The organism is Sphingobium sp. R-21 (assembly GCF_049913335.1).
In the GTDB taxonomy this organism is placed as follows: domain Bacteria; phylum Pseudomonadota; class Alphaproteobacteria; order Sphingomonadales; family Sphingomonadaceae; genus Sphingobium.
The window spans coordinates 1,040,613-1,062,971 of record NZ_CP184375.1 but is presented as its reverse complement, the minus strand read 5'-3'; the positions used below and the strand labels follow the sequence as shown (position 1 = coordinate 1,062,971).

General features: G+C 65.5%; 19 protein-coding genes. 2 read left to right on the top strand and 17 right to left on the bottom strand.

Annotated elements, in window-relative coordinates; genetic code table 11:
- Positions 1-2: 2 nt before the first annotated feature.
- The 15 genes from ACN9MX_RS19440 to ACN9MX_RS19370 form a co-directional block, all read right to left on the bottom strand.
- The gene (locus ACN9MX_RS19440; RefSeq protein ID WP_363830361.1) at positions 3-755 is read right to left on the bottom strand and encodes a class I SAM-dependent methyltransferase; all 753 of its coding nucleotides are present in this window, start codon (positions 753-755) and stop codon (positions 3-5) included.
- Positions 756-889: 134 nt separating this feature from the next.
- Positions 890-2,023 carry a glycosyltransferase gene (locus ACN9MX_RS19435; protein WP_363830358.1) on the bottom strand — a complete coding sequence of 378 codons (1,134 nt, stop codon included), beginning with the start codon at positions 2,021-2,023 and terminating at the stop codon, positions 890-892.
- 15 nt (positions 2,024-2,038) lie between these two features.
- Positions 2,039-3,328, bottom strand: coding sequence for a sugar transferase (locus ACN9MX_RS19430; protein WP_414714657.1), 1,290 nt, complete (start codon positions 3,326-3,328; stop codon positions 2,039-2,041).
- A 175-nt stretch (positions 3,329-3,503) separates the two neighbouring features.
- Entirely contained in the window at positions 3,504-5,399 is a 1,896-nt protein-coding gene (locus ACN9MX_RS19425; protein WP_363830352.1) for an XrtA/PEP-CTERM system amidotransferase, read from the bottom strand.
- Positions 5,400-5,409: 10 nt separating this feature from the next.
- A complete protein-coding gene (gene xrtA, locus ACN9MX_RS19420) occupies positions 5,410-6,930 on the bottom strand; it encodes an exosortase A (protein ID WP_363830349.1) in 1,521 nt (506 codons plus the stop codon).
- Positions 6,930-8,159 carry a TIGR03087 family PEP-CTERM/XrtA system glycosyltransferase gene (locus ACN9MX_RS19415; RefSeq protein ID WP_363830346.1) on the bottom strand — a complete coding sequence of 410 codons (1,230 nt, stop codon included), beginning with the start codon at positions 8,157-8,159 and terminating at the stop codon, positions 6,930-6,932. Before ACN9MX_RS19415 ends, xrtA begins: the two co-directional genes overlap by 1 nt.
- The gene (locus ACN9MX_RS19410; RefSeq protein ID WP_363830343.1) at positions 8,156-9,217 is read right to left on the bottom strand and encodes a FemAB family XrtA/PEP-CTERM system-associated protein; all 1,062 of its coding nucleotides are present in this window, start codon (positions 9,215-9,217) and stop codon (positions 8,156-8,158) included. Before ACN9MX_RS19410 ends, ACN9MX_RS19415 begins: the two co-directional genes overlap by 4 nt.
- Positions 9,214-10,059, bottom strand: a complete 846-nt coding sequence (locus ACN9MX_RS19405; protein ID WP_363830341.1) for an XrtA system polysaccharide deacetylase — start codon at positions 10,057-10,059, stop codon at positions 9,214-9,216. The genes ACN9MX_RS19410 and ACN9MX_RS19405 overlap by 4 nt, the downstream gene beginning before the upstream one ends.
- A gap of 8 nt (positions 10,060-10,067) precedes the next feature.
- Positions 10,068-11,303, bottom strand: coding sequence for an XrtA/PEP-CTERM system-associated ATPase (locus tag ACN9MX_RS19400; RefSeq protein ID WP_363830339.1), 1,236 nt, complete (start codon positions 11,301-11,303; stop codon positions 10,068-10,070).
- A gap of 30 nt (positions 11,304-11,333) precedes the next feature.
- Entirely contained in the window at positions 11,334-12,920 is a 1,587-nt protein-coding gene (locus ACN9MX_RS19395) for a hypothetical protein (RefSeq protein WP_363830336.1), read from the bottom strand.
- Positions 12,917-13,852 carry a P-loop NTPase gene (locus tag ACN9MX_RS19390; RefSeq protein ID WP_363756379.1) on the bottom strand — a complete coding sequence of 312 codons (936 nt, stop codon included), beginning with the start codon at positions 13,850-13,852 and terminating at the stop codon, positions 12,917-12,919. Before ACN9MX_RS19390 ends, ACN9MX_RS19395 begins: the two co-directional genes overlap by 4 nt.
- Before the next feature lie 13 nt (positions 13,853-13,865).
- Positions 13,866-15,377 carry an XrtA system polysaccharide chain length determinant gene (locus ACN9MX_RS19385; protein ID WP_363830334.1) on the bottom strand — a complete coding sequence of 504 codons (1,512 nt, stop codon included), beginning with the start codon at positions 15,375-15,377 and terminating at the stop codon, positions 13,866-13,868.
- 1 nt (position 15,378) lies between these two features.
- Positions 15,379-16,023, bottom strand: coding sequence for an XrtA/PEP-CTERM system exopolysaccharide export protein (locus ACN9MX_RS19380; protein WP_133654088.1), 645 nt, complete (start codon positions 16,021-16,023; stop codon positions 15,379-15,381).
- A gap of 146 nt (positions 16,024-16,169) precedes the next feature.
- The gene (locus ACN9MX_RS19375) at positions 16,170-17,402 is read right to left on the bottom strand and encodes a pyridoxal-dependent decarboxylase, exosortase A system-associated (RefSeq protein ID WP_363830331.1); all 1,233 of its coding nucleotides are present in this window, start codon (positions 17,400-17,402) and stop codon (positions 16,170-16,172) included.
- A complete protein-coding gene (locus ACN9MX_RS19370; protein ID WP_363830328.1) occupies positions 17,399-18,949 on the bottom strand; it encodes an acyl-CoA ligase (AMP-forming), exosortase A system-associated in 1,551 nt (516 codons plus the stop codon). Before ACN9MX_RS19370 ends, ACN9MX_RS19375 begins: the two co-directional genes overlap by 4 nt.
- Before the next feature lie 49 nt (positions 18,950-18,998).
- Here ACN9MX_RS19370 and ACN9MX_RS19365 point away from each other — a divergent pair, with 49 nt between their 5' ends.
- Together ACN9MX_RS19365 and ACN9MX_RS19360 are read left to right on the top strand one after the other, a co-directional pair.
- The gene (locus ACN9MX_RS19365; protein ID WP_363830327.1) at positions 18,999-20,006 is read left to right on the top strand and encodes a GNAT family N-acetyltransferase; all 1,008 of its coding nucleotides are present in this window, start codon (positions 18,999-19,001) and stop codon (positions 20,004-20,006) included.
- Between the two features lie 28 nt (positions 20,007-20,034).
- Positions 20,035-20,325, top strand: coding sequence for an acyl carrier protein (locus ACN9MX_RS19360; RefSeq protein WP_363830324.1), 291 nt, complete (start codon positions 20,035-20,037; stop codon positions 20,323-20,325).
- Between the two features lie 215 nt (positions 20,326-20,540).
- Here the strand turns inward: ACN9MX_RS19360 and trxB are convergent, their stop codons facing one another.
- Positions 20,541-21,503, bottom strand: coding sequence for a thioredoxin-disulfide reductase (gene trxB / locus ACN9MX_RS19355; protein ID WP_363737045.1), 963 nt, complete (start codon positions 21,501-21,503; stop codon positions 20,541-20,543).
- 117 nt (positions 21,504-21,620) lie between these two features.
- Positions 21,621-22,358 carry a peptidase gene (locus ACN9MX_RS19350; protein WP_363737046.1) on the bottom strand — a complete coding sequence of 246 codons (738 nt, stop codon included), beginning with the start codon at positions 22,356-22,358 and terminating at the stop codon, positions 21,621-21,623.
- Between the last annotated feature and the right edge of the window lies 1 nt (position 22,359).

The window sequence follows — 22,359 nt, the reverse complement described above, 5'->3', positions numbered from 1 at the left end:
GCTCACCGGGCGCCGGTCGCGAGCGGCTTGCGGGCGCGGAACAGCCGGTCGTCCAGTGCATAAAAATACCGCGTATCAGCATCGATGGCGCTGGCGTCGATCTCCTCCAGATCAAAGCCCGCGCCCCGGATGCGGTCGGCAAAATCCAGGCCATATTGCCGCACATGGTCCCACTGGCCAAAACGCCGCTCGCGTTCGCGCGGCGGCATGTCGAAGCTGCCGTCCTCGGTCGGCCTGTCCCATAATGGCACGATCAACCAGGCTTCTCCACCGGGCTTCAGCGCGCGATGGATGTTGCGCAGCACGGCATGATCGTCGGGAACATGCTCCATCACATGGCTGGCGTAGAAGAGGTCGTAGCGATCGCTGGCATCAAGCGCCATCAGGTCGACGCGCTGCATGTTCGGCACATGGTAGCGGCCGGGATCGAGATCCGCGGGCGTATAATCGGCGGCGGTGGAAAAGCGGCGTACCAGACTGCCTTCATTCGGCGCCATGTGCAGCACAGCGCCCTGTTCCGGCACGGTCAGCACATGGCCCGCGATCAGATGGTTCATCAGCCGTTCGCGCGGGGAAGCGCCGCAGTTCGGACATCCCCATTCGGCATTGTCACCATAACGGAAAAATCCCACCACCGCCTGCCCGCAGGCCGGGCAGCCCCGGTTCGCCCGCGCGCCCAGAGCCCTGCGCACGGCCAACAGGCTGCGGGTCAGATGCTTGCCGGCGGCTTTCGCCACCCGCTGGAAAGTGATCACGCCTTGGCTCCAAAAAGCAGTTGGCACCGGCCTATACAATATGCCGCCATTTTGGCGAGCGATTCATTCCGTGCGCTGCTGATCCTTTGGCCCGTCGTCCACGCAGGGCGCACCAATGGGCGGGGAAGCACCGATCAGCGCGACTTGGCTGGATTCCAGATCGTCACGGTACGCCCCGTCATCGCCTTCACGACGCCCTGCAATGTCGCGAAATAGGCGATCACGATATCCACTATCGCCGCAAACGGTCCGCCCCTGGAACGCAGCCCCCGCCACAGGATGAACACGCCAGCCAGACCGCAGACCATGTAGAGCGTCGGCGAAATCCGCATCGCCAACGTTCCCGCCGCAACGATGCCCGTCAGGATAAAGATCCCGCCAAACCACCGCACGATCTTGCGCGAGGCATATTTGAATCTGTCGATCGCGCGCATCCGTCGCAACTGCGGCCGCAAATGGCTGTGGGTATGCCAGGCGCGGGCTGCAATGCGGACCTTACGGCGATATTCGTCACCGCGCGCCGCCACCAGCCTTTCGCGGGCGATCACGTCCTTCGCTTTCACCAGCCGCTTGCCCGCGAAGACGACCGCCATCGACACGGTCAGATCGTCCAGCACGCTGTCAGGGAATTCCGGATAAAGCGTGCGCCTGATGGAGAAGATCGAGCCGTCGGCCCCCAGCACATTGCCGGTGCGCGATTCCTCGTCTTTCAACCATTCCTCGATCCGCCAGTAGAGCGACCCGACCGAAGCTGTGGCGCTGTCCCCATCGCCCATATAGTGCAGCGACCCCAGCACGCCACCGATCTCCGGATCGGCATAACGCGCCAGCAGATTCTCAATCGCATCGGCGTCCAGCGTCACATTGGCGTCGGTGAAGATCAGCACATTGCCCTTCGCCCGCGCCGCCAGCAGCTTCATGCCATGCGCCTTGCCGCTGCGGCCCGGACCGCGCAGCAACGTCACCAGATCGCCCTGCGCCGCGATCAGCGCGGCAGTCTCATCCGAGGAACCATCGTCGAAGGCGAGAATTTCAAGCTTTGGGTAGCGCGCCTTCAGCATCGCCAGATTGGCCAGCTTTTCCGGCATCGCCCCTGCCTCATTATAGGCGCAGAAAAGCAGCGAGGCGGACGGCGCCGGCCCTGCCACCGGCTTTTCCGGCCGGGTGGGCAGCAGGCGCAGAACCAGCGGATAGAAGAGGAACGGCCATGCCACCGCCGTCAGAGACAACAGCAGCGCCAGGGTCGCGATCAGATCGGTCCGGTCCATCAATAGGCCCACCTCTCAATAAGCCTTGTGATGCACGAGCACGCCAATGGTCGCGACGATGATGCGCAGGTCACGCCAGATCGACCATTTGGTGACATATTCCAGGTCCGACTGAAGCCGGTCGATCAGATCCTGATGATCATCGGTAGAACCGCGATGACCGCGCACCTGCGCCAGCCCGGTCATGCCCGGCTTGATGCAATGCCGCTCCCAATAGCGCTCGTCCACTTCCCAATAGAGGCTGTCACCGGCCTTGGCGGCGGCGGCGTGAGGGCGCGGGCCGACGATGCTCATGTCGCCGCGCAGGACATTGAACAGTTGCGGCAGCTCATCGATGCTGGTCTTGCGCAGAAAACGGCCCACGGCCGTCACCCTATCGTCGTCGCGCGTGGTCAACTTGTCGGCCTTCCGGTCGCTTGCCTCCGTCCGCATCGAACGGAATTTGTAGATGTTGAACGGCCGGGCATCCCGCCCGATCCGCGGCTGGCGGAAGATGACCGGACCGGGACTGGTCAGTTTCACGGCCAGCGCAGCGGCGATCAGCACCGGGGACAGCGCAATGGTTGCCGCCGTCGCGACGATGATGTCGAAGAATCGTTTGATGAGGCGGTCGCGAAACTGGAACGGCCCGCCCGCGACGATGATCGTCGGCTGGCCGTCGAACTCATCCACCCGCGCGGGGGCAAAACGCAGCAGTTCCGGCACCACTATCTCGCCCCGCGCGGACAGGGACTTCAGGGCCACCGACCAGTCGTCCATTCGATCCATCGGGCAGGCGACGATCACCCGTTCCGCCATGCCGACGGCGGCGGCCAGCCTGGCGGCCATGTCGGCATCATGCCCCTTTGGATGCAGGCCGGCAGCGGCGGCCTCGATCAAATGCATGTGCGGACCGGTATCGATCGCCACCCCGTCCATGATGACCACGGTCAGATGCGGCACCTCACCCAGCAGATGGGCGCTCAGCCGCCCGATGGCGAGCCGCACGGTCGCCACGCCGGCCGCCGATATCCCCAACCCGACGATGAAGGTCAGACGCGAAAGCTGCTCCGCGATCTTGCCCAGATAGACGATCAACAGCATCAGCATCGCCGCCTGCGCCAAGGCCATCAACCCCTGGAAAATGCCGCGCCGCAGGTTTTCCAGCATATGGATGCCATAGGCGCCGCCCTGCACCCCCAGCAGCACATAGATCGGCGCGATCATCGCGAACATGACGATGCCGTGCGGCTTGCCCGGTTCGCCCAGCCATGCGCCCAGCACCAGATAATTGGCGAGCAGGAAGGACAGGAAAAGTCCCGCCATGTCCCCCAGCAGACACAGCAGGTACAGGCGCACCCGCAATATTTCCTTGGAGACTGTCACTTATGGACCCTGATCAGCTTGGCGTGTCCGTCCCGTTGGCACTGCTTCGCACGGCTTGCAAGGATTTGATCGGCCACCCGCCCGGCGCGCAGCCCCGTCATAGGGCGATCCCGCATCAGAGGCTGAACAATCGCATCAAAGCCTTGTCCAGCATCAGCAATTGCCACAGCAGCCGCCCATGATCGGCCAGCCCTGATTTATGGTCCGCCGCCGCCTTCCCCAGCACCCGCGGATCGAACCACCCCGTCCGGGCCAGAGCGGAGCCGCCCGCGATCGCCGTCGCTTCACCCGCCAGCGGGCCGCGAAACCATGCGCTGATCGGGGTCACGAAGCCCATTTTCGGGCGATAGAGTATGTCCTGCGGCAGGAAGGGCTCCATCGCCTTCTTCATCAGATATTTGCCGCTGTTCCCGCGAATCCTTTGCGCCACGGGCAGGCGGGCGGCGAACTCGACCAGCCGGTGATCCAGCAGGGGCTCCCGCGCTTCCAGGCTGACGGCCATGCTCATCCGGTCGGTCTTGGTCAGGATGTCGCCGGGCAGCCAGATGCGCATGTCCGCATATTGCGCGCGGTCGAGCGGATCGCGTGCCGGCGCCTGCGCCATCGTCCTGATATAGCGATCCTCCGCCCGATAGGCGCCGAGGCGGGTCTTCATATCCTGGCTGAACAGTCGCTGCCGCAGGGCATGGGGCGTCACCCCGACTGACGCGGCATAGGCTTCCCCGCCCTCCCCCGCCAGTTCGAGCAGGGTCGATTTGGCCCGCAGGGGCCGGGGAGCCCAGTCCGCCTTGGGATACCAGCGCCCCAGGGTTCCGAACAAGGGCTGCCGCACCGAAGCGGGGATCAGACCGCGCAGTCGCTCCCCCTGCATCTGGAAACGATGCCGCCGATAGCCGGCAAAGGCCTCATCCGCACCATCTCCGGAAAGGGCCACCGTCACCTTCTCTCGCGCCAGTTCACACACCCGATAGGTCGGCAGCGCCGAGGCATCGGCGAAGGGTTCGTCGAAATGGAGCGCCAATGTGTCGATCAGCCCATAATCATCCGGCGACACGATGCGGGTGCGATGATCGGTGGCAAAGCGCCGCGCAACCCTGTCGGCATAGGCGGTTTCATCCAGTTCCTTGACGTCGAAGCCGATGGTGCAGGTCCTGACCGCCTGTTTCGACGCCTCCGCCATCAGCGCGACGACGCTGCTGCTGTCCACCCCACCCGAGAGGAAGGCGCCCAGCGGCACGTCCGCCACCATGCGGGATCGCACCGCCTGCCGCATCAGCGCGACCAGTTCCTCCTCCAGCGCCTCCGGCTTCGCGCTGCTGCGATCGGCAAAGCTGATGTCCCAGTAGCGCTGCGGTTGCGGCAGGGGCCGGCCACGCACGATGCGGAGCGTCTCGCCCGCGCCCAGCTTCCGCACGCCGGCCACCATGCAGGCGTCATCGGGCACATAGCCAAAAGCAAGATAATCCTCGACCGCAGACAGGTCCGGAGCGCGCCGCAAAAGCGGATGGGCGAGCAGGCTCTTGAGTTCCGATCCGAAGATCAGGCTGCCGTCCGACAGCAGCGCATAATGGAGCGGCTTCACGCCAAGCCTGTCGCGCACCAGCCAGAGCGCCTGCGCCCGCGCATCGAACAGGGCGAAGGCGAACATGCCATTGAACTTCTCGACGCAGGCCTCGCCCCATTGGCGATAGCCGTGCAGGATGACTTCCGTATCGCTATGCGTGCGGAAGACATGGCCCTTGGCCTCCAGTTCGGCGCGCACCTCCCGGAAATTGTAGATTTCGCCGTTGAAGACGACGGCCAAGCTGTCATCCTCCGTCAGCATAGGTTGCGCGCCGCTGCCCAGGTCGATGATCGAGAGGCGCAGATGGCCCAGCCCAATGCCCGGCGCGGTCCAGATGCCGCTGTCGTCCGGTCCGCGCCAGGGCATGGCATCCAGCATCAGCCCGACCCGCGCCGGATCGACCGGCTTGGCTGTTTCAAGATGGAAAATGCCCGCTATTCCGCACATTCGACGGGTCTTAGCGGGTTCGGAGGCTGCGGTCAGCCAAATCCTTCACATCGCCCAAATCATGAAGGAAGGAGGCGATGGCGGCATCCGAAGGGCGCCCGGCCCGTTCCTCCGCCGAAACCAGCACCGCGGCGGCGCGCTGGTCGCGACCCAGGATGCGCGCCTTCATCGTCTCCAGCTTGACCAGATGAGCGCTTCCCGTGGGCTGGCCGTTGCCCACGACATAGAAGCTGACCACATGGCGCACCGTCCGGCCGGGCCCGGTGATCTGCTCACCCCGCGCGCCGTCGGGCGCCGCGGCGGGCTGCGACCAGGTCCATCCGCTATCTGCTCCGGCGGCGCCCTGACCGAAACCGACCAGTTCGCGCCCCTCATCCTGCCGGTCGAAGGTCGCGATGGCGAGATCGACGACCTGCCCTACCGCGTTGCCATATCTTGCCATCGCCAGATAATCGGCGCCATCGAAGCGCGGCCGCCATGAAGAAAGCGGCGGCTCATCGACCCGCGTCCAGCCCTTCACGTCCGGCATGACGGGCGGACTGGCAAGCGGCGCGCCGGCCATGCCGCTCGTCGCCAGCCATAGCGGCGCGGCCACGATCATGGCCAGCGCGCCGCCGGCGAGGATGCCGGGCGAAGAATGGCCTTCACCGCGCAATCGTTCGGGATCGAACCAGGGATCGCCGGGCTGCCGGTCGAAAAATGGCCAGGCGGCTGCCATCACGATCGTCATGATGATGGCGAAGAACAGCCAGCCATAAACCACATGATCGAAACCGGCCGCCGCATCGATGGTGGTCACTTCAGCGACGAAGATGGTGGCGAAGGCACGCACCCCGTTGGCCAATATGGACAGGGAGAGCGCGCCCGCCATGAAAATGATCCGTCGCCGCCAGCTGGTGAAGCAGACATTGCAGACCAATAGGCCATAGGCCGTCATGGCGATCACGAATTTCGCGCCGGAGCAGGCCTCCGCCACCTCGAAATAGCCATTGGGCGTGGTGATGAAGATGCCCTGCATCTGCGCCGGAACGCCGGTCAGATGGAGCAGGACCATGCTGATATGCGCGGTCAGCAATTGGAGAGGGGCGACGATTTCCTCACCGAAGGGGACCATGAAAAAGGCGTAGAACAGCGGAAAGAGCAACGCCCGCGTCACGGCGGGGCCCAGCAAGGCGATCACCGAACCCTGCAACATCAGGATCAGCGCGCCGTGGCGCACCACGGCCACGCCCGCCGCAGCGCCCAGCATCCAGGAAAATACGCCCAGCCCCAGCCAGAGCAGCCCCGGCGCCCAGGCCGACGGCTCCAGCCGGCGCAGGCCCGGCAAACGCTGCTGCACCAGCCATGCGACCAGGATGGGGATGAACAGGCAATGCCCGTAGGTCGATGCGGTCCACCAGATCGCCATCATGCCCAGCAGGTCGCGGTGGAACAACGCCAGGATCGTGCCGGCAATGATGGCAAGCGCGGTCAGATGACCACGCCAGCCTGACAGCTTTACCTCCCGCCGTATTTGAAGCGCGTCTTCCATCACGCGGCCCTCGCGTCGTCGGCTTCCGACGATCCGAACAGCAGGTCCGGCAGATTCGCCAGCGTCGCGGACCAGCGGTAGCGCTCCTCCATCCGCGATCGTGCCGCACGGCCGAGGCGCGCGGCATGGGCCGGATCGGCGAGCAGAGCAAGGATCTTCCCCGCTTCCTGCGCGGGGTCAGCGGCAATCAGCAGATGCTCGCCATCGCGGGCGTCAATCCCTTCGGCAGCCTGGGGCGACGCGAGGACGGGCCGCGCCATGGCCATCGCCTCCAGCACCTTGTTCTGGATACCCCGCGCGATCCGCAGCGGCGCCACCACCACGTCGGCCGCCGCCAGCCAGCCGCGAACATCAGGCACGGCGCCGGTCACGATCACGCCGGGCAAAGCCGCCAGCGCCTGCACCGATTTCGTCGGATTGCGGCCGACAATGACGAAAATCGCTTCCGGACAGCGGGCACGGATCGCGGGCAGGGTTTCGCGGGCGAAGCTCTCCACCGCCTCCACATTGGGACGATAGTCCATCTGGCCGGTGAAGACGAGCAGCCGCCCCTCGGGCCGATCGACGGCGGGGAAATCCGCTGCGGGATCGAAGAAATCCAGCGCGACGCCATTATCGATGCCGACGATGCGATCCGGCCCCAGACCGCTTGCACGCCGGAACAGCTCCGCCTCCGCCTCGCTCACAAAGGCGCAGAGGTCGGCGCGCTCCGCCACCTGCCGCTCGAAGTTCAGCAGCATGCGTCCTTCGCGCCGGTTGATCCACGCCATGGGACCGGAGCCTTGTGCGCCATAAGCGGCATATTTGGCCGAATCGAGATCCACGAAATCCATGACGAAGCGCACGCCGTCCGCCAGCACCGGCACGAAATGCGCCATCTGCGCCGAATAGGTAACCACCGCCGCGATAGGCCGCTCCGCCAGCGTCGTCGCGACCCATCGATGCAGGTCGGGATGATCGAACAATGAAACCAGCAGGGGCTGGCGCTGCACCAGCCCCTTGAGGCCAGCCAGGATGCGCGAGCGGTCGCGCATCAGCACATATTGGCTGGCGGCGATCTTCGCCATGTCGGCGGCAAAGCCCATGTCCCGCGCATCGTCGGCAAAGCAGCCGACGTGGACGGGCGCGACCTCCGCCATCCGCTTGAGCAGATGAAAGGACCGAATCTTGTCGCCCCGGTCCGGCGGGAAGGGGATGCGATGGCAGAGGAAGAGAATGTCTCCCCTCATCCCAACCCTCGCGCGATAAGCGGCCCGATGAGGTTGGCGACCGGCAAGGGCAGCTTCTTCCAGAGGTCGACCCGCCGCTGATTGTGCGGGCTGTTGGGATTGATGTCCCGCCGCTCGCCCGTGGACGACCAGCTATGATAGGAAAGCGGAACAGGGTCGAAGCCGAAGCTCTTCTTCCAGGCCGCCTGGCCGCTGCCTGTCTTGGAACGGCCGAAGTCGAAGATGCGCATGCCCCGCGCGCGGCCATGGCCCATCAGTCGGTAATACATGAGTTCGTTCGATCGCAGCCGCCGCGCGTCCGCGATACCCCCGCCCCAGAAGGGCATGACCCGCCCCTGATGATAGAGGGTCAGCACCGCCGAAACCGGCCGATCGCCGTCATGAACGACCAATATATCGGCATCCTCGCCAAAGGCCGCCAGCACCTCGCGGAACAGCCGCGCCGGGAAGACCGGTGTGCCGAGATTGCGCACGCTTTCCGAATAGACCCGGTAATGCGCCTGCCGATGTCGCGCTTCCCGCCCGATCTCGACGCGCAGCGCATCGTTGGCGAGCGCCTTGCGCAGTTCCGCCCGATGCTTGCGCGGCACGGCGAGCAGTTCCGCCTCATCGTCCGCCGCGATAGGCCGCGCAAAGCCAAGATGGCTGTCCTCATGCAGCGTCCAGTCACTGCCCGGCACCGGTCCGCCGCGAATTTCGACCGAGGCGATGCCGCCGTCCCGCGCCATGCCCTCGCAGGCTGCCGCCAGCGCAGGCACTGCCGCCGGGTCGCTGGCGAGAATCCCTCCATCGACGGCAAAGCCCGAAGACACCAGGGCCTGGCCGAACAGGGCGCTCTTCACATGATGCAGCGGCAGCAGCCCGACCACCTCCCCGGAAGGAGCCACGGCGGCCAGCATATGTGCCCGATTGCCCGTCCCCCGCTCCACGCCCGTCAACCAGGCGGGCCGGTGAAAGGGCGTCCCCGCCGGATGCGCCATCACGAAGTCATCCGCTGCCGCCCGCTGCGCCGGATCGGCGAGATTCAACGTCGTGACGAGCATCTCCCCCGCCATCATGCTGCCCGCTCCACTTCCTGCGCCGCCAGCGCATCCACGCGGGTCCAGGAAAAGTCCCGCGTCAGGCGGCGCAGCTTGGCCGCCATGACCGACAGATTGCTGTAATGCCGCACCCGCGAGCGCAAGGGCGCGCCGTCGACGCGCGGCTGGTCAGGGTCGATTTCCCAGGGATGAAAATAGATGATCGCCGGTCGACCTTCCCGCTGGTTCACCTGCCGGATAGCCCAGCGCGAAAAACCATAGGGTAGCAGCCGGAAGAAGCCGCCGCCGCCAGCCGCCAGCGTCCGACCGGCAAACTTCGCGGTGGTCACGGGCAATTCGACGAGCGGCGATCCCTTGACCGGCCTCCAGGCGAAGCGGGGCGATTCGGGCCAGCCATAATGATCATGCCGGATCGGCGCGACGCTGCTGGAATAAGTATAGCCTTCCTCCGCCAGCACCTCATGGGCCCAGGGGTTGCGCCGGTCGATGGAAAAGCTGGGCGCGCGATAACCGGTCACCGCCTGACCGGTCGCATCCTCCAATATCGCCCGCGACCTGCGCAGATCAGCGCGGAATTGCGCTCCGTCGAAGGTGAAGACCCGCTTATGGTCATAGCCATGGCTGGCGACCTCATGCCCCGCCGTGACAATGCGCCGCATCAGCGCCGGATAGCGCTCCGCCACCCAGCCGAGCGTGAAGAAGGTCGCGTGGACCCCTGCCTCCTCGAACAGCGCCAGCACCGCATCGGTATTGTGCTCGACCCGATGGGCCAGACTGGCCCAATCCTCGCGCCGGATCGTATGCTCAAAGGCGCCGACCTGGAACCAGTCCTCGACGTCGACGGATAGGGCGTTCCGCATGAGTCCGGTCAGGCGGCGGCGCTTTGCTGCGCCTCGCCCAGCCTTTCCTCGCGCTCGACCCACTCGACGAGCAGCGTCAGTACCCGGCGCAGTGCCGTGTCCTGTTCCGTCACCCGGAATTCCAGCGTGGAAAGCCGTTCCTCGACGAGGGCGAAGCAATCCTTGAGCGCTTCGGGATCGACGCTCGGCGCGCTGCGGGCAAAGTCGTTCTCAGCCCGAAGCGTGTCGATCTCGGCTCGCAGAGAGGCGATCTCGTCCAGCAGGTGCATGGACGGATCGGGCCGGGCGGCGCGCAGCGCGTCGACCTCTGCGCGCAAGGCCGCGACCTCCTCGGACACGATCGGATCGGCCGCAACAGGCGCAGCGGCAGGCATGTCCGCCAGCTCCTCCGCCTCGTCCAGCACGTTGCGCGCCATCGGTTCGGGGGTCACGTCCGTGTCCGCACCCATGTCATTCACCACCGCATATACCACCTCAGCATCGATCACCGAAAGCTGGTCGAGCGCGCCCAGCAGCAAAACGCGGCTGACCAGCACGTTGATCCGGCGAGGCACGCCGCCCGTTGCGGCATAGATGGCGGCGAAAGCCTCCGCCGTGAATTGCGGGTCGCCCTGCCATCCGGCCAGCGACAGGCGATGCAGGATATAGGGTTCGACCTCCCGCCGCATCATCGGTTCCAGATGATGGGTGGCGATCACGCGCTGGCGAAGCTGCTCCAGTTCCGATGATTTCAGCAGATCGCGAAATTCCGGCTGGCCCAGCAGGAAAATCTGCAACAGCGACTGCCCACCCAATTGGAAATTGGAGAGCATCCGCAATTCCTCAATGGCCGAGATTGGCAGATTCTGCGCTTCGTCCACGATCAGCAGCGACCGCTTGCCGGCCCGTGCCTGCGCATGGAGAAAAGCCTCGATCTGCCTCAGTATCTGCGCCTTGGGCATGCCGTCCACGCCCAGGCCGAAGCTCTGCGCGGCAAGGCGCAGCATGTCGTCGCCCTCCACCTGGGTAGAGACGACCTTCACCGCCGTCAGCCGCGAAGGATCGATGGTATTCATGAGGTGACCGACCAGCGTCGTCTTGCCCGCGCCGATGTCGCCGGTGATGACGATGAAGCCCTCCCCCTGGGCCAGGCCATAGCCCAGATAGGACAGCGCCTTGCGGTGCGTCGCGCTCTCGAAATAGAAATGCGGGTCCGGCGTCAGCTGGAACGGGCGTCCCTGCAATCCGTAGAACTGATCGTACATATCTATCTCTCCACCCGACGGGGCATTGGCTTAAAATGTGTATCGAAGGCCAAGCTGGCCCATGGCGTTGATGACGGCGTCCAGCTTGTCCGCCTTGGCGCTGTCCACGCCGACGGAGGCGGACGCCTGAAGATTGCGCGTGACGAGCCGGTAATAGCTGGCGAAGGCGCCCAGGTTCAGCACATCCAGCCGGTTGCCGCTGGCGTCGAAATAATTGGCGTAGACGGCCGTATCGATACTGGAATGGCTGTCCATCCGGTAGGTGAGAGAGGCGTTGCCGTACCAGTTCTGGTCCCTCGTGCCGCGCACCAGCACGGTTTCGCCCGAAGGCGTCACGAATTTGCGTTGCGAATAGCCAAGGCCCACGCCCAAGCCCCAGGGTCCGCGTTCCGCGGCGAACTGCGCGGCGACGCCGCGATAGCGGAAATTGGCGCCGGTGATACCCGCCAGCGCGTCGTTGAAGCACTGGCCGCCGCCAGTGGTCGAGAAAGCGCAGCCAGTGAAATCGCCCGTGAAGGGATTGCGCACGACATTGAGGTTGCTGCCCGAGAGCGCCGCCACATCGGAGGTGATGACCCGTCCGAAGCTGTCGATGCCGTCGAACACCACCAGGGCAAAGGACTTGTCGCGTCCCTGCCAGATGAAGCTGCCGGAATAGGTCATGCCGCCGTAGCGTTCGCCCACGCGCGCGGTCAGCGACGTGCGGTGGCTGGGCCGCCAGAGGACGCCGACATCCCAGATGATGTCGTCGAAATCATAGATGAGCTGGCGGGACGAACTGCCGTCCGTGACATAGCGGCCGCCGGAGGAAATCACCGGCACGCCGTTGGCGTCCAGCAAGGGCGAATGCTGGCTTATCTCCATCTTCTCATAGCCGACGCCGCCAATCAGGGCGAGCGTGGGCGACACCGGCAGGGTCGCGTCAAGCCGCGCCCATTTATCTTCAAACCGCTGGTCGAGCTGGCTCGCATCCTCCCGGCTGTAGCCGGCGCTGGCGACAAGGCCCAGCGGCATCCACACCCCCGGCCCGACGCCGACAGAACCCATCAGGTCATGGGTGGTCGATTCCGCAAATCCTCTGCCCAGCGGCGCGCCGGGGAAGTCGACATTCACGTCGTCCTCGACCCGCGCATAGCCCAGCCGGTAGGAGGCGCTGACGTCCAGATCGCCCAGCCGCGTGACATAGGACGGGCCGACATAGCCGGCATAGACCTGGCTGCTATAGCCGTTATTGCGCACCGAAGCGCCGGAAAACCCGTCTGTACGGACCCGCGTCGCCAATCCACCTGCATTCAGCGTCAGCCCGCGCGCCAGGGCATATTGGCCACTGACGATACCGCTGATGATATCCTGATCGCTGAGGTTTTCGCCCCAGCCGAAGCTGTGCGCATATTGCACGTCCGCCGCTGCTTCCAGCCGTCGGGTCTGCACGCTGGCCGTCACGCCCGCGGTGACGTTGGTATAGGTCAGCACGTCGCCGCCGCCCTGGATCGGCGCGACCACGACCTGGTCGACACCCAGATAGGGGGAGACGTCGACCTTGCGCTCCTCATCGCGTGCAAGCGCGGGCGAGGCCAGGGCCATCCCCGCGAGAAGAAGGGCAATGCGGGAGATCATGAGCCACCATGCTCCGCATCATGGCCATATGCGTGATAGCTACCGAAACGCCGTCCGCCGCTGGCGAAGTTCACACCGTTCAGGAGCAGCTTCACCTGGGACGCGCCCTTGAGCAGACCGGCCGCGTCGCGCAGCGCGCTTTCGGTCGTCCTGTCCGCGCGCACGACCAGCAGCGCGATGGCGGCGTGGCTCGCCAGCACCGCCGCCGGGGATGCGGCCAGCAAAGGGGGCGAATCGAACAGGATGATGCGGTCGGGGCGTCCCTCGGTCAGCCGGTTGAGCAGCATTTCCGTCCGCGCGGAAGCGAGATATTCGGTGTCGTTATTGCTCCGCTGCCCGGCAGGAAGCACGGACAGGGACGGGATATCGGTGCGCAGCACGATATCCTCTATGGCGATGGCCGGATCGGCCAGCGCGTCCATCAGGCCCGGCCCCGCCGTCAGACCCAGCGCCTCAGGGATGGCAGGCTTGCCGAAATCGGCGTCGACCAACAGGATCTCGCGCTCCTTCTCCGCAGCGAGGCTGAGCGCCAGATTGATCGCGCAGAAGCTCTTGCCTTCGCCACTATGCGCGGAGCAGATCAGCACCCGGTTTCCGCGGTTGTTGCCCGCCAGTTCCGCCAGCAGGTCACGCTTGAGCAGCCGGAATTCCTCGCTCATCGCGGTAACCGGACCGTCGGGCAGCAGATAGCCCGCCTCGACCAGCGCGATGCGGTCGATCGGCTGGACCGGCCCGGTCCAGTCCGGCGCGCGATGGCCGGGGACAGGCGTGTCCACGGCAAGGGCCGCAGGTTGTGCGACCTCCACCACCGGTTCGCCCGCCGGAACCTCGACCGCTGGCGCCGCGCGCCCACGCAGGGCCGCACTGAAATCGTAGATCTCGGTCGCCCGCTCGATCAGCGATCCGCCGGAAAGGGACTTGTGCTTGTTCATTTCCAGTCCCTCCTCAGGCCAACCCGCGCTGGACGAATTCGATGACGATCAGCAGCAGGCACAGCGCCGCCAGGCCGCCGCTGGCGCCTGCGAACCACTTCATCCGCTGCCTTTCCATCGCGAGTTGCGCCGCGTTGACGGTCTGGCTGATCGATCCGATCACGGCGACGCCCAGCGCCTTTTCCAGCCGCGCCGCATTGGGGAAGCCGCCCTTGAGCTGGGCCACGGCAAAGGCCGTGCCGACGCCCGCGCCCAGTCCCAGGATCAGCACCCCCAGCAACAGCAGCGGCCGGTTGGGTGCGGCGGGAGCGGTCGGCAGGCTGGGCGGATTGATCACGCGGAACTGGACCGATCCGGTTTCCGACTTCACATCGCCGCGCAGGCGGATTTCCTCGCGGTCGGCCAGCAACTTGTCATATTGGGTCTTGAGCACCTGATAGTCGCGGTCGAGCCGTTCCTGCTCGGCGGCGAGGCCGGGCTCATCGGTCTGGCGCGAAGCCATGGCGTTGAGGTCGGCCTGCAACTGCGCCTTGCGGGCGGACAGCCCCTGCACCGTCGCGGCGCGTTCCGCCTGCATTGACCTGATCGAGAGATAGGCGGGATTGGGAGTGCTGCCCACGCTGCCGCCGCCCTGACCGCGCAGCAGGTCCACCTGCCGCTGGGCCGCGATCACGTCGGGATGGCTGTTGGTGAAGCCGCGCGCCCGCATCGACGCAAGATCCGCCTGCGCCTGCGCCAGGGCCGAAGGACCGCCCGAAGCGCCGACGCCCGGCAAGGTCTGCGGCGTGCCGGCAAGCTGCCCGTTCATCGCCGCCAGCGCGCTCTGCGCCTGCACGAGCTGCGAATCGATGCTGTTGATCTCCGACCGGGCGGCGTCCATGCGCTGGCCGATCGACCCCGCGCCCGGCAGCATGCCCGCATAGCGCTGCTCAAAGTCCACGCGGCGCTGTTCGGCGGCGGCAAGCTGCTTGCCCCGCGCCGCCAGTTGCTGGTCGAGGAAGGCGAGGCTCTGGCTCGTCTCCACCTTGTCGGAGGAAAGGTTGGTTTCCTGGAAGATGTCGACCAGCTTCTGCACGATCTGCTGCGAAATGCGCGCATTTGCGCCATCCGACAGGCCGGAGTCGGCCCAGGTGGCGCTGATGTCGATCATGCTGGGGTCAAGCTGGGCCATCACCGTGATGTTCTCGCGCAGCCTGGTGATCTTCGCTGCCAGGTCACGCGGCCCGTCAACCGTCCGGTTGAGGTCCGTTTCCTTGACCACCCGTTCCAGATTGGCGGTGCTGGCCAGCGTCTGGCGCAGGCGATCCAGATCCTGCTGCGCCTGGACCTGGGTGATGCCCACCTTGTCCTCCAGCAGCGACTGGGTGTTCACATAGACCCGCGCCTTGGATTCATAGCTGTTGGGGATGAGCGCCACGCCCAGCCAGCCGAGCAGGCACACGCCCCATGCCACCCCCAGCGCCAGCCAGCGGCGGAGCCAGAGCCCATACAGGATGACCAGCAGTTCGTCGACCAGCGCCGCCATGTCAGAACATGCTTTCGGGAATGATGATGACGTCGCCGGGCGCCAGCATGACGTTCGCCTTGCTGTCCCCGCGCTTCAGCAGGTCGCCGATGCGGACCTGATATTCCTGCTGCTTGCCGTTTTCCTTGTTGTAGCGGACCAGCTTTGCCTTGTTGCCCGCCGCATATTCGCTGAGGCCGCCGACCGAGATCATCGCGTCGAGCAGCGTCATGTTGGCGCGATAGGGGATGGAGGCGGGTTTCTCCGTCGCGCCGACGATCCGCACCTGCTGGCTGAAGGTGCCGGAGAAATTGTTGACGATCACCGACACCAGCGGATTTTCGATATATTTGCCGAGCGCGACCTTCAGGTCGTCAGCCAGTTGCCTGGGGGTCTTGCCGACCGCGGGCATGTCGGAAATAAGCGGGGTGGTGATGCGTCCGTCGGGTCGCACCTGCACCTTCGCGCCCAGGTCCGGATTGCGCCAGACGAAGATGGTGAGGTCGTCGAGCGGCCCGATCACATATTCCTCGCCCGGCCCCTCCTGCGTCGAAACGAAGGACGCCGGGGGCAGATTGGGCGCGCTCCCGCCCGAAGCGCAGCCCGAAAGAGCCAGGACCGGCAGTGATACGCCGATCATCGCGCGGGAAACCGACAGGAAACGCATAGATTCAACCCCTTTTGCGGCCACACCGACAGCCGCCAAAGGGGGGCGCCGGCAACCGTCAAGCACTCAGCTTCGACGGCCTTCTTGCCCACAAAGGGTAAAAATAGCGTTAGGAGTTAAGTTATTGGCAAATCAGTTCATTAAAATCAGCCGACGAGCAGTTCCAAAGGCGCCGGATGTCCAAGAAATGCGGCCGGGCTGGCCGAGGCACCATAAGCGCCCGCAAGGAAGATCGCGATAAGATCGCCCTCCTCCACCGGTGGCAGCGCGACCTTGTCCCCCAGCCTGTCGATGGGCGTGCACAGGCAGCCCACGACCGTCACGGCTTCCTCCGCCGGAGCTTCCCCGAAGCGATTGGCGACGGCGATGGGATAGTTGCGACGGACGACCGTACCGAAATTGCCGCTCGCCGCGAGCTGATGATGCAGCCCCCCATCGACGACGACGAAGGTTTCGCCCTGGCTTTTCTTCACATCGACTATGCGGGTGAGGTAGACACCCGCCTCGCCCACCAGCCATCGGCCCAGTTCCATGGCGAAGGCGCTATCCTTCAATATGTCCGCGCGTCCGTCGAGCAGCCTGGCCAGCGCATCACCGATGGGGCGGATATCCAGCCGTTCGTCGCCGGGGAAATAGGGAATGCCGAAGCCGCCGCCCAGATTGACCAGCGGCGGCGCGACGCCCACGCTGTCGGACAGGCGAGTGGCGAGATCGATGGTGGCGGCCTGCGTTTCGATCAATGCCTGCGCGCCCAGAGCCTGGCTGCCGGTGAAGATATGCCAGCCGCGCCATTCGCCCCCGGCATCGATCACCCAGCGCGCCAGCGCGGCCGCCCGCTCCGCATCCACGCCGAAGGGTTTGGCGCCGCCGCCCATGCGCATGCCCGACCCCTTGAGGTCGAAATCCGGGTTCACCCGCACCGCCAGCTTCGGCGTCCTGCCGCGCTGCCCGGCAAGGGCGATGGCCCTTCGCGCCTCACCCTCCGATTCCAGGTTGATGGTCGCGCCGCTGTCGATGGCGGCGATCAGTTCATCGTCGCGCTTTCCCGGTCCGGCAAAGCTGATATGGGCGGCGTCCATCCCCGCCTCCAGCGCCCGCGCCAGTTCCCCGCCCGACGCCACGTCGAAGCCGTCGACCAGCTTCGCCATGCGCTCCAGCAGGGGCAGGTAGGGATTGGCCTTCACTGCATAATGGAGCGACAGCATGGCGGGCATGGCGGCGCGGAACGCCCGAACCTGCCCCTCCATTATGCCCATGTCATAGACGAACAGGGGCGTGTCGCCAGCCTCCCCGACCAGGCTCCCCGCGCCGCAGCCGCCGATCAGCAACATGCCCTCCTCGCCCGTGAAGAAGGGCGGGACCGGTCCCATCGGCTTCATGCGGCAAATTCCTTCGCCAGCGCGACGCGGTCGATCTTGCCATTGGGATTGCGGGGGAATTCGGGAAGCATGACGATCTCGCGCGGTTGCATGAAATTGGGAAGCTCCTGCCGAAGCCGGCCCTCCACCTGCGCCTTTAGCTCCGGCGAAGCGGTGCGCAACAGCAACAACACAGCCTGTCCCAGCCGCTCGTCCCGGACGCCCAGCGCCACCGCCTCTGCAATGCCGTCCACGGCGACGGCGGCTTCCTCTATCTCCGTCGGGCTGATGCGGTTGCCAGCCGACTTGATCATCGCATCATCGCGTCCGACGAAATAGAGCAGGCCCCCAGCATCCCTCCGCACCGTGTCGCCCGACCATACCGCCATGCCGCCATAGCGGGAAGCGGGCGGCGCGGGCCGGAATCGCTCCCCCGTGCGCACGGGGTCGCGCCAATAGCCCTGCGCCACCAGCGGCCCGCAATGCACCAGTTCGCCGGGCTCATCGTCGCCCGCAATCGAGCCGTCCGGGCGGACGACCAATATCTCCGCATGGGGAATCGCCGATCCCATGCTGTCGGGATGGCTGGCCACCAGCGCGGGCGGCAAATAAGTGGAGCGGAACGCCTCTGTCAGCCCGTACATGGGATAGAGGTCCGCCCTTGGAAACAGCGCCCGCAGCTTCGCCACCAACGGCCGCGTCAGCGCCCCGCCACTATTGGTGAGCCGCCTGAGCTTTACCGCCACATCGGCGGGCCAGTCCAGTTCGACCAGTTGCACCCAGAGCGGCGGCACCCCGGCCAAGGTGGTGATGTCCCGCCGGTCCACCGACTTCACCACGTCGCGCGGCGTCAGATAATCGAGCGGAAAGACGCACCCGCCGGCGCACCAGGTCGAAAACAACTGGTTCTGCCCATAATCGAAGCTGAAGGGGAGCACGCAAAGCGTCCGGTCCTCCGCCGTCAGCTTCAGATATTCCGCCACCGACACGGCCCCCAGCCAGAGATTGGAGTGGCTCAGCATCACGCCCTTGGGCCGCCCGGTCGATCCGCTGGTATAGAGGATCGCGGCCAGTTCGTCCGGCGCGGCGTGGGACGGCCCCAATATCTCCCCGCCGCTCATCGCGCAGGCCGCATCATCCTCCCGGTGCAGGTCGCATCCCTCCGGCACGTCGTCCGGCGTCAGCGTCGCCAGACGGCTGGCGGTTCCGATCAGCAGCGACGCGCCGCTATCGGCCAATATATGCGCGACCTGCGCATGTTTGAGCAGCGGGTTGACCGGCACATGCACGAGCCCGGCGCGGGGCGCGGCGAGCGGCATCAGCGCCGCGACCGGGCCCTTGGCGATCCAGCTTGCGACTCGGGCGCCCCTTTCCAGTCCGAATCCGGCCAGCCATGCCGCCAGCCGCCCCAATGTCGCTTCCAGCTCGGCATAGCTGTGCGTGCCGGACCGGCCGTCCAGCGCGGGCCGCGCCGGGTCGCCGCGCAGCAGCAGATGGTCGATCGGCCGGACCTGCGCGCCGTCGATCGTCGGGGCCGCAATCGGCGCGGGGGAATCGCTTAACTCCATCTCCAGACTTTTTTCCTAAACGCGATGCTGTCGCCGGGGAGATAATGGTTTGCTGGTCGCAAGGGAATATCGCAGCGTCGAACAAGCGCGCCGCGCGTTGGGTTCAGCGCTCGACCGCGCCTGCACGCCGTTGCTGTTCGACCGCATCGACTGGTTCGAATCGCTCCATGCGCATTGCTTTCCGACGACCGGCGTCCGCATCTTCCAGGCGTTGGAGGGGGAGTGCCAGGCATGGTTGTTCCTGCTTTCCCCCGGCGCGGGACGGCTGAGCGCTCTTGCCAACTGGTACAGTTTCGACTGGCGTCCGGTCTTCCTTGGCCCTTCGGACGAGTCGGTCCGACGCCGCCTGGTCGAAGTCATCGCCCAGTCCCTGTTGACGGACAGTGCCCAGGTCGACCTCTATCCCGTTACGTCCGCGTCGGACATGCTGCTCGACGCCTTTCGCCGCGCAGGCTGGTTCAGCGTCCGGCGGCCGATGGGCGGACGGCATATATTGCACCTGAACGGTCGAACCTTCGACGAATATTGGGCGCAGAGGCCCGGGCGCCTGCGTACGCTGATAGCGCGCAAGAAGCGTGCGAGCCGCTTCACCCTCAGCATCGCGGACCGGCTGACCGAGGCGTTGTGGCGCGACTATGCCGCCGTGCAGGAACGAAGCTGGAAGAAGCCCGAAGCCGATCTGCGCTTTCTGCATGCGCTGGCGCAGCGGGAAAGCGACGCGGGCACGCTCCGCCTGGGCTTCGCCCGGCTGGAGGGTCAGCCGGTGGCGACCCAGCTCTGGACGGTGGAGAACGGCACCGCGCTGATCCACAAGCTGGCGCATGACCAGGCGTTCGACGGGGCATCCCCCGGCAGCCTGCTCAGCCATGCGATGTTCAGCCACGCCATCGATCAGGATCATGTCGCGACGATCGACTATGGAACCGGCGACAATGGCTACAAGACCGATTGGATGGAGGAGCGCGAAACGCTCTACCGGCTTGATTTCTTCAATCCCAGAAGGGCGTCAATCTGGCTCCCCGCCGCGCGGGCGGCCATTTCCGCGCTTGTAGGCTAGCGGCGGAACGACTAGGTAGGCCCCCATCATGCGGGCGGACAATGCACAACCGGTCGACCGGACCATGGATATCGAAATGATGATGCGCGCCTTGCTGCGCGATGTGCTGGCCCTGTCGCAGGAGCGGGTCGATGCGTTCGATGCGGACACGCCGCTTTTCGGCGCGCTGCCGGAACTGGATTCCATGGCCGTCGCAGGCCTGCTTACCGAAATGGAAGACCGCTTCGGCATCCTGATCGAGGATGAGGATATAGACGGCGACACGTTCGAGACGTTCGGATCGCTTGTTGCCTTTGCGCGGGCGAAGACGGGGGCCTGAGTTCCCGGTTTGGCGGCCAAATTCGGAGGCCGTCCTGATTTAATGGAAACGCGCCCCGCTCCTGCGAAGGCATTCGAACGAGACGAGTGGCTCGTAAGAGCCCGGTTCCGCCCTCAGTGAATCATCGCATCGTCTGAACTGGGCTCCTGCCTTCGCAGGAGCCCGCTGTGCCTCATGACGACAACTGGCCAATTACCGCCAGCGGAAGAACCGCCCTATTCCGCCGCGACGGCCTCAAAATCGGCTTCGGCCAGGAACTTTTCCACGTCCAGCGCGGCCATGCAGCCCATGCCCGCGGCGGTCACGGCCTGGCGATAGACCTTGTCGCTGACGTCGCCCGCCGCGAACACGCCAGGAACAGCGGTCCTCGTCGTGCCTTTTTCCACCAGCAGATAGCCTTCATCCATCGGCAATTTGTCGACGAACAGCTCGGTGGCGGGCTGATGGCCGATGGCGACGAAAGCGCCATCCGTCTCTATATGCGACCTGTGGCCGGTCACCGTGTCGACCAGGTCGACGCCGACCAGACCCTCCGGATTGCCGCCGCCGACGAAACGCTCCACCGCCTGGTTCCAAAGCACCTTGATGTTCGGATGCGCGAACAGGCGCTGCTGGAGGATCTTTTCCGCCCGCAACGAGTCGCGGCGGTGGATCAGCGTGACGTCATGGCTGTGGTTGGTGAGGTAGAGCGCCTCCTCCACCGCGGTATTGCCGCCACCGATCACCACCACCTTCTTGCCGCGATAGAAGAAACCGTCACAGGTCGCGCAGGCCGAAACGCCCTTGCCCTGCAAGAGCTGCTCGCCCTCGGTGCCCAGCCATTTGGCCTGGGCGCCGGTGGCGATCACCAGGCTGTCGGCATAATAGAGCGTGCCGCTGTCGCCCTTCAGGCGGAAGGGCCGCTCCGAAAGGTCCACGTCGACGATCTGGTCATACATCATCTGCGCGCCGACATGCTCCGCCTGCGCCTGCATCTGTTCCATCAGCCAGGGCCCCTGGATCACGTCGCGGAAACCCGGATAATTTTCGACGTCGGTCGTGATCGTCAACTGGCCACCCGGCTGCATGCCCTGGACCACGATCGGCGCGAGCCCCGCGCGCGCGCCATAGATGGCGGCGGACAGGCCGGCCGGGCCGGAACCGAGGATCAGCATGCGGGTCGAATGGGTGGCGGTCATGAATGTCTTTCCGGCTGCGATTCGTCTGTCGGGATGAGATAGGCCAAGCGACCGGAGGCGCAAGCGATGGATTTGCTTGACGGGCGAGAAGCTGAACCTTGGCGGGCGCCAGTCCCGTCAGTCGAGGACGTTGGGCAAATCCTCGAACCCCTTGCGCAGCGCGGCCGACCAACTGTGCGAGAGAAGCTGGAATTCCTCATTGTCCGCCTCGATCCGGGTCCGCACGCGGAAGTCGTAGGCATCCCGCTCGATCACCGTGAGGTCCAGCGGCATCCCCACCGACAGGTTGGAGCGCAGGGTCGAATCCATCGACACCAGCACTGCCTTGGTCGCATCCTCCAGGCTGGTTTCGCGCTTCACGATGCGATCCAGGATCGGCTTGCCATATTTATGCTCGCCGATCTGGAAGAAGGGCGTGTCCTCCGTCGCCTCGATGAAATTGCCTGCCGAATAGATGAGGTAGAGCCGCGGCTTGCCACCCCTGCGCTGGCCGGCGATCAGGATGGAGGCGTCCGCCGCCGCGCCCTGCATCTCTATGGTGCTGCGATAGCGACCCTGCATCGTGCACATCGCCTCCCCCACGATCTGCGCGACGCGGTGCATGGTGGAGCAGTTGAGGATCGTTTCCACGTCCGGGTCCAGCGCCGCATCCTTGATCGCGCGGCTCAGCATCGCCTTCACCCCCTGGGTGATCGACAGATTGCCCGAACACATCATGGTGATCGCGCGCTCGCCCGGCACGCTGTAGGTGAAGCTCTTGCGGAAGCGGGCAATATTGTCCATCCCCGCATTGGTGCGGGTGTCGGACAGCATGACCAGCCCCTGGTCGACCCGCACCGCCACACAATAAGTCATT

Excerpts from the sequence above, each read along its gene's own strand:
- ACN9MX_RS19435 (WP_363830358.1), bottom strand. The coding sequence starts at position 2,023 with ATGGACCGGACCGATCTGATCGCGACCCTGGCGCTGCTGTTGTCTCTG.
- ACN9MX_RS19430 (WP_414714657.1), bottom strand. The coding sequence starts at position 3,328 with ATGGCGGGACTTTTCCTGTCCTTCCTGCTCGCCAATTATCTGGTGCTG.
- ACN9MX_RS19425 (WP_363830352.1), bottom strand. The coding sequence starts at position 5,399 with ATGTGCGGAATAGCGGGCATTTTCCATCTTGAAACAGCCAAGCCGGTC.
- xrtA (WP_363830349.1), bottom strand. The coding sequence starts at position 6,930 with ATGGAAGACGCGCTTCAAATACGGCGGGAGGTAAAGCTGTCAGGCTGG.
- ACN9MX_RS19415 (WP_363830346.1), bottom strand. The coding sequence starts at position 8,159 with ATGAGGGGAGACATTCTCTTCCTCTGCCATCGCATCCCCTTCCCGCCG.
- ACN9MX_RS19410 (WP_363830343.1), bottom strand. The coding sequence starts at position 9,217 with ATGATGGCGGGGGAGATGCTCGTCACGACGTTGAATCTCGCCGATCCG.
- ACN9MX_RS19405 (WP_363830341.1), bottom strand. The coding sequence starts at position 10,059 with ATGCGGAACGCCCTATCCGTCGACGTCGAGGACTGGTTCCAGGTCGGC.
- ACN9MX_RS19400 (WP_363830339.1), bottom strand. The coding sequence starts at position 11,303 with ATGTACGATCAGTTCTACGGATTGCAGGGACGCCCGTTCCAGCTGACG.
- ACN9MX_RS19395 (WP_363830336.1), bottom strand. The coding sequence starts at position 12,920 with ATGATCTCCCGCATTGCCCTTCTTCTCGCGGGGATGGCCCTGGCCTCG.
- ACN9MX_RS19390 (WP_363756379.1), bottom strand. The coding sequence starts at position 13,852 with ATGAACAAGCACAAGTCCCTTTCCGGCGGATCGCTGATCGAGCGGGCG.
- ACN9MX_RS19385 (WP_363830334.1), bottom strand. The coding sequence starts at position 15,377 with ATGGCGGCGCTGGTCGACGAACTGCTGGTCATCCTGTATGGGCTCTGG.
- ACN9MX_RS19380 (WP_133654088.1), bottom strand. The coding sequence starts at position 16,023 with ATGCGTTTCCTGTCGGTTTCCCGCGCGATGATCGGCGTATCACTGCCG.
- ACN9MX_RS19375 (WP_363830331.1), bottom strand. The coding sequence starts at position 17,402 with ATGAAGCCGATGGGACCGGTCCCGCCCTTCTTCACGGGCGAGGAGGGC.
- ACN9MX_RS19370 (WP_363830328.1), bottom strand. The coding sequence starts at position 18,949 with ATGGAGTTAAGCGATTCCCCCGCGCCGATTGCGGCCCCGACGATCGAC.
- ACN9MX_RS19360 (WP_363830324.1), top strand. The coding sequence starts at position 20,035 with ATGCGGGCGGACAATGCACAACCGGTCGACCGGACCATGGATATCGAA.
- trxB (WP_363737045.1), bottom strand. The coding sequence starts at position 21,503 with ATGACCGCCACCCATTCGACCCGCATGCTGATCCTCGGTTCCGGCCCG.
- ACN9MX_RS19350 (WP_363737046.1), bottom strand. The coding sequence starts at position 22,358 with ATGACTTATTGTGTGGCGGTGCGGGTCGACCAGGGGCTGGTCATGCTG.